At 58.6% G+C, this 16,852-nt stretch carries 15 protein-coding genes and 2 pseudogenes; all 17 read left to right on the plus strand.

Features of this window, described 5'->3' with window-relative positions; translation table 11 throughout:
- Positions 1-371: pseudogene (locus CRD20_RS10725) on the plus strand (hypothetical protein); the annotation flags it as partial.
- A 94-nt stretch (positions 372-465) separates the two neighbouring features.
- Positions 466-1,653 (plus strand): chorismate synthase, encoded by a 1,188-nt coding sequence (aroC, locus tag CRD20_RS10730; protein WP_187400145.1) that lies wholly within the window; start codon positions 466-468, stop codon positions 1,651-1,653.
- Between the two features lie 40 nt (positions 1,654-1,693).
- The gene (locus CRD20_RS10735) at positions 1,694-2,215 is read left to right on the plus strand and encodes a shikimate kinase (protein ID WP_048731844.1); all 522 of its coding nucleotides are present in this window, start codon (positions 1,694-1,696) and stop codon (positions 2,213-2,215) included.
- Between the two features lie 87 nt (positions 2,216-2,302).
- Positions 2,303-3,412, plus strand: a complete 1,110-nt coding sequence (gene aroB / locus CRD20_RS10740) for a 3-dehydroquinate synthase (RefSeq protein ID WP_149420736.1) — start codon at positions 2,303-2,305, stop codon at positions 3,410-3,412.
- The gene (gene aroQ / locus CRD20_RS10745) at positions 3,409-3,885 is read left to right on the plus strand and encodes a type II 3-dehydroquinate dehydratase (protein ID WP_070438372.1); all 477 of its coding nucleotides are present in this window, start codon (positions 3,409-3,411) and stop codon (positions 3,883-3,885) included. The genes aroB and aroQ overlap by 4 nt, the downstream gene beginning before the upstream one ends.
- Entirely contained in the window at positions 3,882-5,054 is a 1,173-nt protein-coding gene (locus CRD20_RS10750) for a Xaa-Pro peptidase family protein (RefSeq protein ID WP_149420735.1), read from the plus strand. Before aroQ ends, CRD20_RS10750 begins: the two co-directional genes overlap by 4 nt.
- Before the next feature lie 87 nt (positions 5,055-5,141).
- The gene (efp, locus tag CRD20_RS10755; protein WP_016422706.1) at positions 5,142-5,705 is read left to right on the plus strand and encodes an elongation factor P; all 564 of its coding nucleotides are present in this window, start codon (positions 5,142-5,144) and stop codon (positions 5,703-5,705) included.
- A gap of 48 nt (positions 5,706-5,753) precedes the next feature.
- Positions 5,754-6,275 (plus strand): annotated as a pseudogene (gene nusB, locus CRD20_RS10760) (transcription antitermination factor NusB); the annotation flags it as partial.
- Between the two features lie 434 nt (positions 6,276-6,709).
- A complete protein-coding gene (gene pyrR, locus CRD20_RS10765; RefSeq protein WP_016422708.1) occupies positions 6,710-7,279 on the plus strand; it encodes a bifunctional pyr operon transcriptional regulator/uracil phosphoribosyltransferase PyrR in 570 nt (189 codons plus the stop codon).
- A complete protein-coding gene (locus CRD20_RS10770; RefSeq protein ID WP_101687877.1) occupies positions 7,276-8,229 on the plus strand; it encodes an aspartate carbamoyltransferase catalytic subunit in 954 nt (317 codons plus the stop codon). Before pyrR ends, CRD20_RS10770 begins: the two co-directional genes overlap by 4 nt.
- Entirely contained in the window at positions 8,230-9,591 is a 1,362-nt protein-coding gene (locus tag CRD20_RS10775) for a dihydroorotase (protein WP_016422710.1), read from the plus strand.
- A 38-nt stretch (positions 9,592-9,629) separates the two neighbouring features.
- Positions 9,630-10,862 (plus strand): glutamine-hydrolyzing carbamoyl-phosphate synthase small subunit, encoded by a 1,233-nt coding sequence (gene carA / locus CRD20_RS10780; RefSeq protein WP_255465687.1) that lies wholly within the window; start codon positions 9,630-9,632, stop codon positions 10,860-10,862.
- 24 nt (positions 10,863-10,886) lie between these two features.
- A complete protein-coding gene (carB, locus tag CRD20_RS10785; protein ID WP_070858626.1) occupies positions 10,887-14,246 on the plus strand; it encodes a carbamoyl-phosphate synthase large subunit in 3,360 nt (1,119 codons plus the stop codon).
- Position 14,247: 1 nt separating this feature from the next.
- Positions 14,248-15,117 (plus strand): orotidine-5'-phosphate decarboxylase, encoded by an 870-nt coding sequence (pyrF, locus tag CRD20_RS10790; RefSeq protein ID WP_049172959.1) that lies wholly within the window; start codon positions 14,248-14,250, stop codon positions 15,115-15,117.
- 421 nt (positions 15,118-15,538) lie between these two features.
- Positions 15,539-15,865, plus strand: coding sequence for an integration host factor, actinobacterial type (mihF, locus tag CRD20_RS10795; protein ID WP_016422714.1), 327 nt, complete (start codon positions 15,539-15,541; stop codon positions 15,863-15,865).
- 5 nt (positions 15,866-15,870) lie between these two features.
- Entirely contained in the window at positions 15,871-16,443 is a 573-nt protein-coding gene (gene gmk, locus CRD20_RS10800) for a guanylate kinase (protein WP_016422715.1), read from the plus strand.
- Positions 16,444-16,560: 117 nt separating this feature from the next.
- Positions 16,561-16,839, plus strand: coding sequence for a DNA-directed RNA polymerase subunit omega (gene rpoZ / locus CRD20_RS10805; RefSeq protein WP_005510796.1), 279 nt, complete (start codon positions 16,561-16,563; stop codon positions 16,837-16,839).
- The last annotated feature ends 13 nt before the right edge of the window (positions 16,840-16,852 follow it).

Below are 16,852 nucleotides of genomic sequence, written 5' to 3' on the forward strand. Positions count from 1 at the left end.
ATCTCGCCAGTGCAGTCGCAGCCATAGGAACAGGAATAGGCCTCTGGTTTGGCCTCTATGTAGCAGTCTTCATCTTCAACCCACGCTCTATGGGGGCTGGAGATGTGAAGCTCGCAGCAATTCTCGGGGGCGGTGTCGGTCTGGTATCGGGCGAGCCAGTGGCGACAGCAATTTGGATTGCAGTGGCAATTCTGTTGGCTGCCGGACTCACTCTCCTCATGGCAGGAGTCACCGCGGGAAAGCGGGGCTGGGGTGACCGTCGTAAAGCAAAAACAGCGCCTGTACCGGCGAGCGTGCCTCATGGGCCTGCGATGCTTGCAGCAACCGCCATTGTGTGGGGGATAAGCGGAGGGTACCTACAAGTCCCCTGAAGCGGTAGACCAGGGGCGATGAATTGGGGCATATTTGAAACTTGTATGCCCCCAAATGCACAAGAAGTACGGCAAACGTGACATTATGATACCTATGCTTCGTTGGACTACCGCGGGTGAATCTCACGGCAAAGCGCTTATCGCTCTCGTAGAAGGCGCGCCAGCCGGACTTCCCCTGACTACAGATGACGTATCACGCCACCTCGCACGCCGCCGCCTCGGCTATGGTCGCGGGGCGCGAATGAAGTTTGAGGCTGATGAGGTCACCCTGCTGACTGGCATTCGACATGGTGAGACGCTGGGATCGCCGATTGGCATTATGGTCGGCAACTCCGAATGGCCCAAGTGGACTGAGGTCATGAGCCCGGATCCAGTTGACCCAGTTGTTTTGGATACAGCTCGTGGCGCCACCTTAACCCGCCCGCGCCCGGGGCATGCCGATTTCAACGGCATGCTGAAGTACAACCACACCGATGCTCGAAACATCCTGGAGCGTTCATCGGCTCGTGAGACTGCAGCACGTGTGGCGGCATCGGTTGTGGCACGCTCAATTCTGCGTGAGACTCTCGGTGTGGAAGTTGTCAGCCACGTTATTTCCATCGGTCGTTCGGAGCCCTACGAGGGGCCACTGCCGACCTTCGCTGATCAGGACAAGATTGACGAGTCGCCAGTGCGTGCATTCTCCGCAGCTGCGGAGGAGTCGATGATTGACGAAATCAAGGCCGCCAAGAAGCAGGGCGACACCCTCGGTGGCATCGTCGAGGTCGTTGTCCACGGTCTGCCGGTGGGTCTGGGATCGCACATTTCCGGTGATGCCCGTCTGGATTCGCAGCTTGCGGCTGCCTTGATGGGAATTCAGTCCGTCAAGGGCGTGGAGATCGGCGACGGTTTTGAGGAAGCCCGTCGCCGTGGCACCGAGGCTCACGATGAAATGGTGCGTACCGACGACGGCGTGGATCGGGAAACTAACCGCGCCGGTGGCCTGGAGGGTGGCATGACTAATGCTCAACCTCTCGTTGTGCGTGCTGCGATGAAGCCAATTTCGACCGTTCCGCGTGCGCTGAAGACCGTCGATATGGCCAGCGGCGATGCAGCTACCGCAATCCACCAGCGCTCTGATGTCTGCGCGGTCCCGGCCGGCGGTGTTGTCGCAGAGGCAATGGTCGCGCTGGTACTGGCGCGTGCAGTGATGGAAAAGTTCGGCGGCGATAGCCTGGAGGAAACCAAGCGTAACGTTGAGGGCTACTTGGAGCAGACTCGACGTCGCCTTGATTGGAAATAGCGCCACAGTCGCGCACACGAAGAAGGGTAAAACGAGGGGAATGTCCGTTCCTACTATTGTCCTTGTCGGACCGCCCGGATCGGGAAAGTCCACCATCGGTCGTCGACTGTCTCGTGCATTGAGCACAAGACTCACCGATACCGATGAGATGATTGAACAGCGCATGGGCAAGACTTGTGGGGAAGTCTTTTCCGAGCTGGGAGAGCCGGAATTCCGCCGTATCGAGGAACAGATCGTGGCGGAGGCTCTGACCCACGACGGGATCGTCTCACTTGGCGGTGGTGCCGTGATTTCGCAGGCGACCCGTGACCTGCTGGCAGACCATAACGTCGTCTACCTCGAGATCAGCATTGCAGAGGGGGTCCGTCGTACAGCGGGTAACAATTCGCGCCCGGTGCTCCAGGCGGATGATCCTGAGGCTCATTACCGCGCGCTCTATGAGGCTCGCCGCGCTTTCTACGAAGATGCAGCCACTTTCAAGGTGCGTTCCGACGAACGTTCCCCGCAGCGCGTTGTAGCCGAGATCCTCAGTTACCTCGATGAAACCTGCGACGAGGCTTAACTGGCGACTCTTAAAAGGCGGCAGCTAATCACTGCCGTATAACCAGCAACTCCATACATTTCTTACGCTAACGACTAGGGACTGACAATGAACTCAACCCGCACAATCCGTGTTGAAGGCCCATCGCCGTACACGGTGACCATGGGGCATGGACTCACCGAGCAGATTGCGGAGGCCGCTACCTTTGCCTCCCAGGTTGCGGTAATTCACCAGGGGAGCGTTCAAGAGCTGAGCTTCGGCGTCATCAAGGCTCTGGCAGACAAAGGAGTCGACGCCTTTAGCATCCAGATTCCGGATGCGGAGGAGGGCAAGACGCTCGCAGTTGCTGAAACAGTTTGGGACACTTTTGGTGAACGCGGTCTGGGCCGGCGTGACGCGGTAATCGCGATTGGCGGCGGTGCAGCTACAGACTTCGGTGGATTCGTCGCCGCCGCGTGGATGCGTGGAGTGAAGGTTATCCAGGTCCCGACGACGCTGCTCGGCATGGTCGACGCGGCTGTCGGCGGTAAGACCGGTATCAACACTGCAGCCGGCAAGAACCTGGTCGGCGCTTTCCACGAGCCTGCCGCGGTGTTTTGTGACCTTGACGTCCTGCGCACCTTGCCGAAGGCCGAGCTGATTGCGGGCTCGGCAGAGATTATCAAGGCTGGTTTTATCGCGGACACGAAGATTCTCGATCTTTACGAGGCAAACCCGCAGGCCTGCCTCGATGTTGACGGTGACCTGCCAGAACTGGTCGAGCGCGCGATTGCTGTCAAGGCACGCGTGGTCGCTGAGGATCTGAAGGAATCTGGCCTCCGTGAGATCCTGAACTATGGCCACACTTTCGGTCATGCCGTTGAGCACTTTGAAAACTACCGCTGGCGCCATGGCCATGCCGTAGCTGTAGGCATGGTTTATGTTGCCGAGCTGGCCAAGATCACCGGACATATTGATCAGGAACTCGTAGACCGCCACCGTCGCATCCTAGAGTCCATTGGTCTGCCAACGACCTACCAGACAGGTCGTTTTACCGAGCTCTACGATGCGATGACCAGGGATAAGAAGAACCGCGACGGTGCGATCCGATTCGTTATTCTAGAAAACCCCGGTGAAACAGCCCGTCTTGAAGGCCCGGGAATGGATGACCTCGAGCGTGCATACGAACTGCTCTGCAACAATGGGTACGCCGCATCGGAGGAGTCAGCCCGCTCATGACCTCTCTTCGCGCAGCAACTGATGCCACAACGGCGATTCCGACCGTGCTTGTTCTGAACGGCCCGAACCTCGATCGTCTGGGCAAGCGTCAGCCAGAAATTTACGGTGCCACTACTTTGGCCGATGTCGAATCTGAACTTCGCACCCTAGCCAAGGAGCTTGGCGTCGTAGTGGATTGCCGCCAATCCAACTATGAAGGTCAACTCATCGAGTGGGTTCATGAAGCTGCCGACTACGGTTGGCCAGTCATTATCAATCCAGGAGGGTTGACACACACCTCCGTCGCCCTGCGTGACGCGCTTGCCGAAGTTGCCGACGGTGCGGGCTTCCACGAGGTCCATATTTCAAACATTCACGCCCGGGAGGAGTTTCGGCACCACTCGTACCTGTCAGCGCTTGCCGCGGGCGTTATCGTCGGGTGCGGAACTGATGGCTATTCCATGGCACTGAGAAGGGTGAGTACGACACTATGACAGATATCTCCACGAACTACGCCGCCCGCCGAGCTGCTCTTATCGACGCATTGTCCGACAACGACTGCGACGGTTTCCTCACAGTCGACCCGACGCATGTTGGCTGGCTTACGGGATTCCACGGCTCGAATGCTGGTTTGATTGTTGCGGCCAGTGGGGAAGCGCTGCTTTCCACCGACGGCCGCTATACGGTTCAGGCTGGCAAACAGGCACCGGACGTGGAGTTACTCACCGCTCGCAACACCGGCGTGGCACTCGTCGGTCAATGCCGAAAGCTGGATATCTCGCGTCTTGGTGTTGAATCTGAGTTCCTCACTATGGCCGCTTACCAAGAGCTAGAGGATGCCCGGCCACAGGCACTCGAGCTGGTATCGACTACGGGCGTCGTCTCTAAACTGCGGGAGGTCAAGTCCGATACGGAACTCGTCGCTCTGCGCCACGTCGCCGACATCGCGGTCCGCGCATTCGAGGACTTGCTTCACGACGGCATCGTGGTCGCCGGCCGCACGGAGCGCGAAGTCGCCGCAGAGTTGGAGTACCGCATGCGCATGCATGGCGCCGATCGGCCTAGCTTCGACACGATTGTCGCGAGCGGCCCGAATTCCGCCAAGCCACACCACGGAGCGGAAGATCGCGTAATCGAGGCAGGTGACCTGGTCACTATTGACTTTGGCGCCTTTGCCGGGGGCTACAACTCAGATATGACACGTACCCTCTTTGCCGGTGAGGCGGGAACGTCGTCAAGCGAAAACGATTCGAACAATACGTCGTCAGATTTGGACGGCGCGATTGTTGCCGGGGTGGAGTTCGCAGACGAGAAGGCCCGAGAGATTTACAATGTCGTGCTGGAAGCCCAGCTGGCTGGCGTAAAAGCGGCCGTGCCAGGGGCTGATGTTGTGGCTGTAGACGCAGCATGCCGGGACATTATTGAAAAGGCTGGTTATGGGGAGCACTTCGTTCATTCCACCGGCCACGGAATCGGTATTGAGGTGCATGAGGCTCCATTTGCTGGTCGCACCGGCAAGGGGAAGTTGGCAGCTGGCATGACGTTGACCATCGAGCCTGGTATTTATGTGCCGGGGTTCGGCGGTGTGCGCATCGAAGATACGTTGATTATCACCGACACCGAGCCGGAAATTATTACGCAGCTGTCGAAACCGCGAGCCTAACATCACGGCGTTTTATTTTTCTCTCGATGAGATACGGAGTATCGTGGTTTCGTCAGAGAGCTTTTTAACAATTTCAGGAGAGTTTAGTTGGCTACCACCGCAGATTTTAAAAACGGTCTAGTTATCAAGCACGACAACAAGCTTCAGCAGATCGTGGAGTTCCAGCACGTCAAGCCAGGTAAGGGTCCGGCATTCGTCCGCACCAAGCTGAAGGACGTTCTGACCGGCAAGGTTGTTGACAAGACTTTCAACGCTGGCGTCAAGATTGAGACTGCTACCGTCGACCGCCGCGACATGACGTACCTGTACCACGACGGTGAAGGATACGTCTTCATGGACGACAAGACCTACGACCAGATTTCCATCCTGGACGCTCAGATGCCGGAGGGTGCTAAGTTCCTGCTTCCGGAAACCACCTGCCAGGTGTCCTTCCATGAGGGCAACGTTCTTTTCGCTGAAATGCCTGTTTCGGTTGAACTGAAGGTTGAGCAGACCGACCCGGGTCTGCAGGGCGACCGCTCCACCGGTGGCACCAAGCCGGCAACTTTGGAGACTGGCGCTGAGATTCAGGTGCCGCTGTTCATCGAAACCGGCGACGTACTGAAGGTCGACACCCGTGACGGCTCCTACCTGTCCCGCGTCAACCACTAATTCCCTCATCTAGTTCACCCTTTTGTTGAGAGCGATACATACACATCCATGACTGAAAAGGATCACAAGTCCGTCGAGACCCCGGATGCGCAGGAGTCCGCGAAAGTTCGCGAACCTAACTACAAGCGCCACGGCGCGCGCTACCGTGCGCGCCGTCGTGCGGTAGATCTGCTATTTGAGGCCGAGCAGCGAGGCGTCGACGTCGTCAAGCTTCTTGAAGAGCGGCTGGAAATGGTCCGTAATCCCGATCTGGATGTGAATCCAATTGCGGAGTACACCGAGCAGATCGTGCGCGGTGTAGCTGCGGAAATTATCGGTATCGACTCGACGATTTCTTCGTACCTGACGGAGGAGTGGCCGCTGCGCCGTCTACCAGCAGTCGACCGTGCTATTTTGCGTCTTTCCACCTGGGAGCTGTTCTACAACTCCGACGTGCCTCCGCGTGTGGCCGTGGTGGAAGGCGTTGAGCTGGCATCGGAATACTCCACTGATGTGGCGGCACCGTACATCAACGCAGTTCTCGATGCCGAGGCCAAGATTGCCGACCAGGCACGCCTGGCAGCAGCAGCTGTTAGCACTTCGGTGGGCGAGTCCCAGTTCGACGAGGCTATTCAGGCACAGGCTGCTGCAAATGAGGAAGCTGACAAGGCACTGGCTGACTCCGATGAGATGGCTAAGATTACCGGCCTGGACATGAGCGATATTGCCAAGCTGGTGGCTGAAGACGTGGCTAAGAGCGAGAACGGGTCCTAGCCAATCAAAGCGGCCGGGCTCACTGCGAGCCGATCACAGTCGGTTCTCGCGGATTGTCTGAAACTCCAAGTCCCTTTTTTGGGGGCTTGGAGTTTTGTTGCATTTAGAGGCAATTTAAGTGTGAGTGCTATTCTGGTCAGCGGAAGTTTGCACCGCGACCGTAGTTGCGGGTCACGCAAACTGATAATCAAATATCCACAATCAAGACATCCTTTAACGGACCGCACTGAGAGGCGGGGAAGGAGGTCACGATGAGCGAAGGAACGCCGCAAACAACCGAGCTGCTCAATGCAGACGAAGTTGCACGTACCATCGCGCGCATCGCGCACCAAATTATTGAAAAAACTGCGCTGGATAGCCCAAATGCTGGGCGCGTAGTTCTCCTCGGCATTCCATCTGGTGGCGTACCGCTGGCGGAGAAGCTAGCCGATTTGATTGAACAGTTCTCCGGCATTCGCCCGGAAACTGGATCGCTTGATATCACCCTGTACAGGGATGACTTGCGCAAGGGCCCGCACCGCGCCCTGCAGCCCACGAACATTCCAAACTCCGGAATCGACGGCACCACCGTTGTTCTCGTAGACGATGTCCTCTTCTCAGGTCGCACGATTCGCGCCGCACTCGACGCTATTGCTGACATCGGTCGCCCACGAGTAATTCAGCTTGCAGTGCTGGTTGATCGTGGTCATCGTCAACTACCAATTCGCGCCGATTACGTCGGTAAGAATCTGCCAACTTCCCGCGACGAAGACGTCGATGTGCTGGTAGAGGCACTTGACGGCCGTGACGCGGTTATTCTCACCCGGGCGGAGGAACAGTGAAACACCTGATTAGCATTGCGGATTTGACCAAGGATGAAATTGTCGGCCTGATGGATGAGGCCGATCGTTTCAAGGAGGTCATCCGCGGTCGGGAAATTAAGAAGCTGCCGACCCTGCGTGGCCGCACTATTTACAACCTCTTTTACGAGAATTCCACGCGTACCCGCTCTTCTTTTGAGACTGCGGGTAAGTGGATGAGCGCCGATGTTATTAATATCTCGGCTTCCTCTTCCTCTGTGAAGAAAGGCGAGAGTCTGAAAGACACCGCGCTGACTTTGGATGCTATCGGCGGCGATGCCATCGTCGTTAGGCACCCATCGTCGGGCGCGGCACAGCTGATCGCCAAGTGGACTGAGGAATTTGGCAACGGCCCATCGATCATCAACGCGGGTGACGGAAAGCACCAGCACCCGACGCAGGCTCTCCTGGACGCGGTGACGTTGCGTCAGCGCCTCGGTGGAATTGAGGGGCGCAAGGTCGTCATCGTTGGCGATATTTTGCATTCTCGCGTCGCTCGCTCTAACGCCGATCTGCTGAGCAAGCTCGGCGCCGAGGTCGTGTTCGTCGCGCCACCGACGCTGCTGCCGTTTGGCATCGAGACCTGGCCGGTGCGTGTTGCCTACCGCATGGAAGACGAGATCCGCGATGCTGATGCCGTGATGATGCTCCGCGTTCAGCAGGAGCGCATGAACGGAGGCTTCTTCCCATCCCATCGCGAATACGCCACTCGCTACGGGCTGTCGAAGGCTCGCGAGAAGATGCTTCGCGACGACTGCATTGTGATGCACCCAGGCCCGATGCTTCGTGGCATGGAAATTAACGATGCCGTCGCTGATTTGCCGCGCACTGCCGTGCTGCAGCAGGTAGCCAACGGTGTCCACGTCCGCATGGCAGTTCTTTTCACACTGCTGACCTCAGGTGTTTCCACCAACTTGGAAGGGCAGGCATAAATGTCGAATCGCAATGAGTATGACGAAGCCTCGTACCCCGAGGTAGGACCATTGGCAGCACCCGCACGGGGACAGCTGCTGCTGAAGGGTGTGCGTCCCTACGGTGAAGGCGAAGACGTCGACGTCTTGATCGAAGATGGCGTTATCGCTGAGATTGGAGAAAATCTCACGGCCGAGGACGGGGTAGAGGTCCTGGAGTTCGACTCCCTCGTTCTCTTGCCAGGCCTGGTTGACATCCATGTGCACCTGCGGGAGCCGGGTCGTGAAGATACGGAAACCCTGGCCACTGGTTCCGCTGCCGCAGCACGCGGTGGTTTCACCGCAGTGTTCACTATGGCCAATACCGCGCCGGTAACCGATGACCCCTCGATTGCTGAGTCGGTGTGGCTCAAGGGCCAGGCGCTGAACCTCTGCGACGTTCACCCGGTCGGATCCATTACTAAGGGGCTGAAGGGCGAGACGCTGACTGAGTTCGGCATGATGGCAGACTCGCAGGCGAAGGTACGCATGTTCTCCGATGACGGTAAGTGCGTTGACAATCCGCTGATTATGCGCCGCGCGATTGAATACGCCCGCGGCGAAGACGTATTGCTGGCGCAGCACTGCGAAGATCCGCGTCTGACCGCAGATGCATCGGCTCACGAAGGTCCGACCGCCGCACGACTCGGCCTGACCGGGTGGCCGCGCGTAGCTGAGGAGTCCATCGTGGCCCGAGATGCCATTATGGCTCGCGACTACGGCGGACGCATGCACATCTGCCACGCTTCCACCGAAGGCACGGTTGAGCTGGTCAAGTGGGCAAAGGAGCATGATATTCCGCTGACCGCCGAGGTTACCCCGCATCACCTGATTCTCACCGATGAGAAGTTGGAGACCTACGACGGCGTCTACCGCGTCAATCCGCCGCTGCGTGAGCAGCGCGACACCCTGGCTCTGCGTCAGGCTCTGATTGACGGGATCATTGACTGTGTCGCTACCGACCACGCTCCGCACGGCTCTGAAGAAAAGTGCTGCGAGTTCGAGCACGCTAAGCCCGGCATGCTTGGTCTGGAGACCTCGATGCCAATCATCGCCGAAGAATTCGTTTTGAAGGGCGATTGTGATTGGCGCTGGCTGGCCAAGGTCATGAGTGAGCGTCCCGCTCAAATCGTGAAGCTACCGGGGCACGGCCGTCCGATTGCTGTCGGTGAGCCTGCCAACCTGACCGTTGTTGACCCGGGCAAAAAGTGGACGGTCCGCGGCGAAGACCTGGCGTCGAAGTCTGAGAACACTCCATATGAGGAAATGGAGATGGCCGTGTCCGTGGCAGCTACCGTGCTGCGCGGTAAGGTGACCGCTCTTAACGGAGAGGTCGCTGGATAATATTCATGTCAACGCATAAACATTCACATGCGTCCCGTATGATTAATGTAAATTCCTCGCACGCTACCCAACTGAAAGGCAATAACGTGAGCAACGAGTCGCAGGCCGCGGCCGCTACAGCGGCAGTCCTGGTATTGGCAGATGGCCGAGTGTTCCGCGGACGCGGTTTCGGCGCCACCGGTACAACCCTGGGTGAGGCAGTTTTTACCACCGCTATGACGGGCTACCAGGAAACCCTGACGGACCCGTCCTACCACCGCCAGCTGATTGTGGCTACCGCACCACAGATCGGCAACACCGGTTGGAACGATGAGGACTACGAGTCCCGCGGAAACAAGATTTGGGCAGCTGGCTTTATTATCCGCGATTTGTCGCGCATTCCCTCCAACTGGCGCTCGGAGCGCAGCTTGGAAGATGAACTGAAGGCACAGGGCATCATCGGTATCCGCCAGATTGATACCCGCGCGCTGGTTCGCCATTTGCGCGACAATGGCTCGATTGCCGCTGGTATTTTTTCCGGTGAGGACGCACAGCAGCCCGTCGATAAGCTGGTGGAAATCGTTCGCGCTCAGCCTGCGATGAAGGGCGCGGACCTGGCTCGCGAGGTCAGCACCGATGAGGCCTATGTCGTGGAACCACAGGGGGAGAAGAAGGCACGTGTTGTGGCCTACGACCTGGGCATCAAGTCCAACACCCCGCGTGAGCTGGCTAAGCGTGGCCTGGAAGTCGTAGTTGTTCCGGCTAACACTCCGTACGAAGATATTAAGAAGGAATACCAGCCGGACGGTGTCTTCTTGTCCAACGGCCCGGGTGACCCGGCAACTGCTGATGAAATGGTTGCGGTCGCCAAGGCTGCCCTCGATGACGGCATGCCGCTATTCGGTATCTGCTTCGGTAACCAGATTCTTGGCCGCGCACTCGGCCTGAATACCTACAAGCTGGTCTTCGGTCACCGCGGCGTCAATGTTCCGGTGAAGGACCACCGCACTGGCCGTATTTTTATCACCGCTCAGAACCACGGCTTCGCACTTGAAGGCAAGGCCGGCGAGAGTTTCGATACCCCGTGGGGCGAGGCAGAGGTTACGCACACCTGCCTTAACGACGACGTCGTGGAAGGTGTCGCACTGAAGAACGGCATGGCCTTTTCTGTGCAGTACCACCCGGAGTCCGCAGCCGGCCCGCACGATGCGCACTCTCTCTTTGATGACTTCCTGGCGCTGATCCAGAAGGTCGATTTCAACAAGTCCGCAACCGGAAACTCGAACAAGTAGGAAAGGGCTAAGGGACCTAACACCATGCCACGTCGTACAGACATCAACCACGTACTGGTTATCGGCTCCGGCCCGATTGTTATCGGTCAGGCCTGCGAGTTCGACTACTCCGGCACCCAGGCTTGCCGCGTGCTGCGCGAAGAGGGCCTGAGAGTCACGCTGGTCAACTCCAACCCGGCAACGATTATGACTGACCCGGAGTTCGCAGACTCCACCTATATCGAGCCGATTGAAACCAAGTACATCGAAAAGATCCTGGCCAAGGAAGCTGCAGAGGGCAACCCGATTGACGCTGTCCTGGCAACTCTCGGTGGCCAGACTGCACTGAACGCAGCTATTCAGCTGGACCGCGAGGGCATTCTGGAGAAGTACAATGTCGAGCTGATTGGTGCTGATATTCCGGCCATTCAGCGCGGTGAGGATCGCCAGATGTTCAAGGACATCGTCGCCAAGATTGGTGGCGAATCCGCTCGTTCCCGCGTCTGCCACAACATGGAAGAAGTCCATGAGACTGTTGCAGAGCTCGGTCTTCCGGTCGTTGTTCGCCCGTCGTTCACCATGGGCGGTCTGGGTTCCGGTCTGGCCTTCAACCAGGAAGACCTCGACCGTATTGCAGGTGGCGGCCTGGCCGCATCGCCCGAGGCCAATGTTCTGATCGAGGAGTCCATCCTCGGCTGGAAGGAATTTGAGCTCGAGCTCATGCGCGATGGCGACGACAACGTTGTCGTGGTCTGCTCCATTGAAAACGTTGATGCCCTCGGTGTCCACACGGGTGACTCGGTGACTGTCGCTCCGTCGATGACTCTGACCGACCGCGAGTTCCAGACCATGCGTGACCAGGGCATCGCAATTCTGCGTGAGGTCGGCGTTGACACCGGTGGCTGTAACATCCAGTTCGCCATCAACCCGAATGACGGCCGCATCATCACCATTGAGATGAACCCGCGCGTCTCCCGCTCGTCGGCGCTTGCTTCCAAGGCAACTGGTTTCCCGATTGCAAAGATTGCTGCCAAGCTGGCTATCGGCTACACCCTCGATGAGATCACCAACGACATCACCGGTGAAACCCCGGCAGCGTTTGAGCCGGTGCAGGATTACGTGATTGTCAAGGCTCCACGCTTTGCTTTCGAGAAGTTCCCAGGTGCTGACGACACGCTGACCACCACCATGAAGTCCGTCGGTGAGGCCATGGCTATCGGCCGTAACTACATCGGCGCGCTCGGTAAGGTTATGCGTTCGCTGGAGAACAAGCCAGCTGGTTTCTGGACTGTTCCGGATGAGGACTTCGCAGGTGAGCGCGCAAGCGATGTCAACGCTGTCCTTGAGGATCTGAAGCGTCCGACTGAAGGCCGCATCTACGACGTTGAGCTGGCTCAGCGTTTGGGTGCATCCATCGAGCAGATCCACGAAGCTTCCGGCCTGGATCCGTGGTTTATCGCCGAGATGGAAAACCTGCAGGATATCCGCAAGGAGCTTATCGACGCTCCGGTGCTGACCTCCGACCTGCTGCGTGAGGCTAAGTACTGGGGACTGTCCGACGCCCAGATTGCTGCGCTGCGTCCGGAATTGGCCGGGGAAGACGGCGTGCGCGAGCTGCGCTGGCGCCTGAACATCCACCCCGTATTCAAGACTGTCGATACCTGCTCCGCCGAGTTCGAAGCACAGACTCCGTACCACTACTCGGCATACGAGCTGGACCCGGCTGCTGAGTCCGAGGTCGCCCCGCAGACCGAAAAGGAAAAGGTCATCATCCTCGGTTCCGGTCCTAACCGCATCGGCCAGGGTATTGAGTTCGACTACTCCTGTGTCCACGCGGCGCTCGAGCTCTCCCGGGTTGGGTACGAGACCGTCATGGTCAACTGCAACCCGGAAACGGTTTCCACCGACTACGACACCGCAGATCGCCTCTACTTCGAGCCGTTGACTTTCGAGGATGTCCTCGAGGTCTACCACGCTGAGAGCCAGTCCGGAAAGGTCGCAGGCGTCATTGTTCAGCTCGGTGGCCAGACCCCGCTGGGCCTGGCGGAGCGTCTGCAGGCCGCAGGTGTTCCGATTGTCGGCACTAGCCCAGAGGCAATCGACCTGGCTGAGGACCGCGGTGAGTTCGGCAAGGTGCTGGCTGAGGCCAAGCTGCCGGCGCCGGAGTTCGGTACCGCCACCTCCTTCGCAGAAGCTCGCCAGGTTGCCGCTGGTATCGGTTACCCGGTGCTGGTCCGTCCGTCCTACGTCCTCGGCGGCCGTGGCATGGAAATCGTCTACGATGAGGCCACTCTGGAGGACTACATCAACCGCGCTACCGAGCTGTCCAATGAGCACCCGGTACTGGTTGACCGCTTCCTGGACAGCGCCATCGAGATTGATGTTGATGCACTGTGTGATGGGGAAGAGGTCTACCTCGGCGGCGTTATGGAGCACATCGAGGAAGCCGGTATTCACTCCGGCGACTCCGCGTGTGCGCTGCCTCCGATGACTCTGTCTGCAGGCATCATCGACAAGGTGCGTGAATCCACCAAGGCACTGGCACACGGCATCGGTGTCAAGGGCCTGATGAACGTTCAGTACGCACTCAAGGACGAGACGCTCTACGTCATCGAGGCCAACCCGCGTGCATCTCGTACCGTACCGTTTGTCTCCAAGGCAACCTCAGTTCCGCTGGCTAAGGCCGCGTCCCGCGTCATGATGGGCGCTACTATCGCGGAACTGCGCGAAGAGGGCATGATTCCGTCCAACTTCGACGGTGGCTCTCTGCCTGCTGACGCTCCGATTGCGGTTAAGGAAGCCGTCCTGCCGTTCAACCGCTTCCGCGACTTCGAGGGCCGCGCTCTCGACAGCCTGCTGAGCCCGGAGATGAAGTCCACCGGTGAAGTCATGGGCCTGGCCGACAACTTTGGTGCCGCTTTCGCCAAGGGCGAGCTGGCCGGTTTCGGTGAGCTGCCGACCGAGGGCACGATCTTCGTCTCGCTGGCCAACCGCGATAAGCGCACTCTGGTCTTCCCGATCCTCACGCTGGCGGATATGGGATTCCGCATCCTGGCAACGGAGGGTACGGCCGGTATGCTGCGCCGCAACGGTGTTGAGTGTGAGGTCGTCGCAAAGCGTACGACTGATTCCGAAGCACCGACGGACGAGCGCGACATCGTCGACATGATTCGCGACGGTGAGGTTGACATCATTATCAACACCCCGTCCGGTTCTGCTGGCGCACGCTCTGACGGATATGAGATTCGCGCTGCTGCTGTGAGCCAGGGCGTAACTTGTGTGACCACCGCTCAGGGGGCCGTCGCCGCACTGCAGGGCATTCTGGCACTGCGCAACGGTGAGATGAGCGTTAAGGCTCTGCAGGAACTCCACCCGGCAGAGTTGGCTGCTCAGGAGCAGGCCTAACATGACCGCGAAGGCTGAAGGTTCCGCAGTGCGGACAGTCAAAGGTTTCGGCGATCGCCTCAGCGAGGTTGTCGCCGAGCGCGGTCGGCTCTGCGTGGGCATCGACCCGCACCCGGGGCTGCTGGATGCCTGGCAGTTGCCGCATTCGGCTGACGGTCTAGAGCGTTTTGCCGCCACATGCGTCGAGGCGTTCGGTGACATCGTTGCCGTCGTCAAGCCCCAGGTGGCGTTCTTCGAAGCCTACGGTTCCAAGGGCTTTGCCGTCCTGGAGCGGACGTTGGCGGATCTGAAGGACGCCGGTGCGCTGTCGATTGCAGATGCCAAGCGGGGCGATATCGGTTCGACGATGGCTGCATACGCTGATGCCTGGCTGTCGGATAGCTCGCCGCTAGCCGCCGACGCACTGACGGTATCTCCGTACCTTGGGTTCGGTGCTCTTGATCCGGCGGTTTCGTTGGCGTTGGAGAACGGACGCGGCCTGTTCGTGCTGGCCGCAACGTCCAATCCGGAAGGTGCGTCCGTACAGAAGGCGACGGTTTCGGGTGAGAGTTTGGCTCAGACCATGGTCAACCAGGCAGCCGCTATTAATGCCCGCCAGATTGACGCTGGTGCAAAGGCGGGCAGCATCGGCGTTGTTGTTGGCGCAACGCTTGACGACGCCCCGGTGCTCAGTGACCTGCGCGGTCCCATTCTCATGCCCGGTGTGGGAGCTCAGGGTGGAACCCCGGCCGATGTAGATCGTCTGGCAGGGGAATCCAAGGGGCTTGCACTGCCAAATATTTCGCGTGCAATTCTCTCCGCTGGGCCTGATCCTGCTGCGCTGCGGCGCGCAACTATTGAAGCTGCGGCTCCGTTCCTATCCGAGAGTTAGCAGCGAATCGACGATTTGGCAGAAGCCCGCAGGGCGCACCTCATAGAACAGGTGCCCCTGCGGGCTTCTTCCGTACCTAGCTGCCGAGATTTTCCTAATGAGCCTCAGGTGGCGGCGGAGTAGGTATAGGCAAGTTACTGTGACGATTCCTGGAAGATTTCGTACAAAAACCGTGGTCAATTTCCATTCTCCTGGGCAAACGGTGCTACAATCGCCGGAGTTGGTTGACCACGACCGAAAGGTAGGGCGGATAAAGCCCTGGTGTCATTTTTATCGACACCCCGTCAGCATTTGCCTCAACAACCGGTAAGTGCGGTACGGTCTCCAATCGTTAAGCACGGTGTCGTTGCCTGCCCTTGGTGGACGCGAGGCTCGTGCAAGTAAATAAGAAGCTAACCAATCTATTTTTACGGAGGAACACGTGGCCCTTCCGCAGTTGACCCCGGAGCAGCGTGCAGCAGCACTCGAGAAGGCAGCTCAGGCCCGCAAGGTACGCGCAGAGCTCAAGGACAAGCTGAAGCGTGGCGCTATCGACCTGCCAGAGGTTCTCAAGCAGGCTGACGAGAACGAGATCATCGGCAAGATGAAGGTCTCCGCTCTGCTCGAGGCTCTGCCGAAGGTCGGCAAGGTCAAGGCACAGGACATCATGAATGACCTGGAGATTGCTCAGACCCGCCGCCTGCGTGGCCTGGGTGACCGTCAGCGTCGCGCTCTGCTGGAGCGCTTCGGCTACGCAGTGGAGGACTAGTCGCAGTGGCCGGGAATGAAAACGGTCAGCTGGTAGTCCTCGCCGGCCCTGCCGGTGTGGGAAAATCCACTGTTGTCAGTCGGCTCCGTGCCGAGGTTCCCGGACTGTACTTCAGCGTTTCTATGACCACCCGCGCCGCACGGCCGGGTGAGGTCGATGGCCGCGACTATTTCTTCGTGACCCCGGAGAAGTTCCAACAGCATATTGATGCAGGAGAGATGCTCGAGTGGGCTGAAATCCACGGTGGTCTGCAGCGTTCTGGTACGCCGCGTGGCCCGGTGGATAAAGCTCTCGCCGAGGGACGTCCGGTACTCGTTGAGGTGGATCTGGCGGGAGCCCGCTCCATCCGTAAGGTAGCGCCGAATGCTCACCTGCTGTTCTTGGCTCCGCCAAGCTGGGAGATTCTCGTCAGCAGGCTCACTGGTCGTGGCACGGAAACCGAGGCGCAAGTCAAGCGTCGCCTGGAAACCGCGCGAGTGGAAATGGATGCTCAGCACGAATTCGATGAGGTTGTTGTCAACGACAATGTCGATGATGCTGTGGCGGCCATCGCTCGGGCGCTGACTACTGGCAAGTAACAGGGCGACTCCACATCATCGATAGTAGAAATCGTTTCCAAGCAATGGTGTTTCTATTGCTACGACGGTTCCTATTGTCACCCCAGTAACTCACGTTCTATTGAGGAAAGATTTCTCGTGACCCAGGAAAATACCGCCACCGAGGCAGTGTTCGACCCGCCAATTGGTATTACCAATCCGCCGATCGATGAGCTGCTTGGTAAGGCTTCTTCGAAGTACGCTCTGGCTATCTTCGCTGCCAAGCGTGCACGCCAGATTAATGACTACTACCAGCAGATTGACGAAGGCATGCTGGAGTACGTTGGCCCGCTGGTTACTCCGGGGGTCGCTGAGAAGCCTCTGTCCATCGCTCTTCGTGAAATCAACGCTGGTCTGCTGGACCACACTGAGGGCTAGAGCATTTCCTTAA

This window comes from Corynebacterium sp. LK33 (assembly GCF_014334955.1).
Taxonomy (GTDB): domain Bacteria; phylum Actinomycetota; class Actinomycetes; order Mycobacteriales; family Mycobacteriaceae; genus Corynebacterium; species Corynebacterium jeikeium_D.

Bases quoted from the DNA above. Each gene is read 5' to 3' on its own strand.
- pyrR (WP_016422708.1), top strand. From the start codon at position 6,710: ATGAGCGAAGGAACGCCGCAAACAACCGAGCTGCTCAATGCAGACGAA.
- carA (WP_255465687.1), top strand. From the start codon at position 9,630: ATGATTAATGTAAATTCCTCGCACGCTACCCAACTGAAAGGCAATAAC.
- CRD20_RS10750 (WP_149420735.1), top strand. From the start codon at position 3,882: ATGACAGATATCTCCACGAACTACGCCGCCCGCCGAGCTGCTCTTATC.
- aroC (WP_187400145.1), top strand. From the start codon at position 466: ATGCTTCGTTGGACTACCGCGGGTGAATCTCACGGCAAAGCGCTTATC.
- carB (WP_070858626.1), top strand. From the start codon at position 10,887: ATGCCACGTCGTACAGACATCAACCACGTACTGGTTATCGGCTCCGGC.
- aroB (WP_149420736.1), top strand. From the start codon at position 2,303: ATGAACTCAACCCGCACAATCCGTGTTGAAGGCCCATCGCCGTACACG.
- CRD20_RS10775 (WP_016422710.1), top strand. From the start codon at position 8,230: ATGTCGAATCGCAATGAGTATGACGAAGCCTCGTACCCCGAGGTAGGA.
- aroQ (WP_070438372.1), top strand. From the start codon at position 3,409: ATGACCTCTCTTCGCGCAGCAACTGATGCCACAACGGCGATTCCGACC.
- pyrF (WP_049172959.1), top strand. From the start codon at position 14,248: ATGACCGCGAAGGCTGAAGGTTCCGCAGTGCGGACAGTCAAAGGTTTC.
- CRD20_RS10735 (WP_048731844.1), top strand. From the start codon at position 1,694: ATGTCCGTTCCTACTATTGTCCTTGTCGGACCGCCCGGATCGGGAAAG.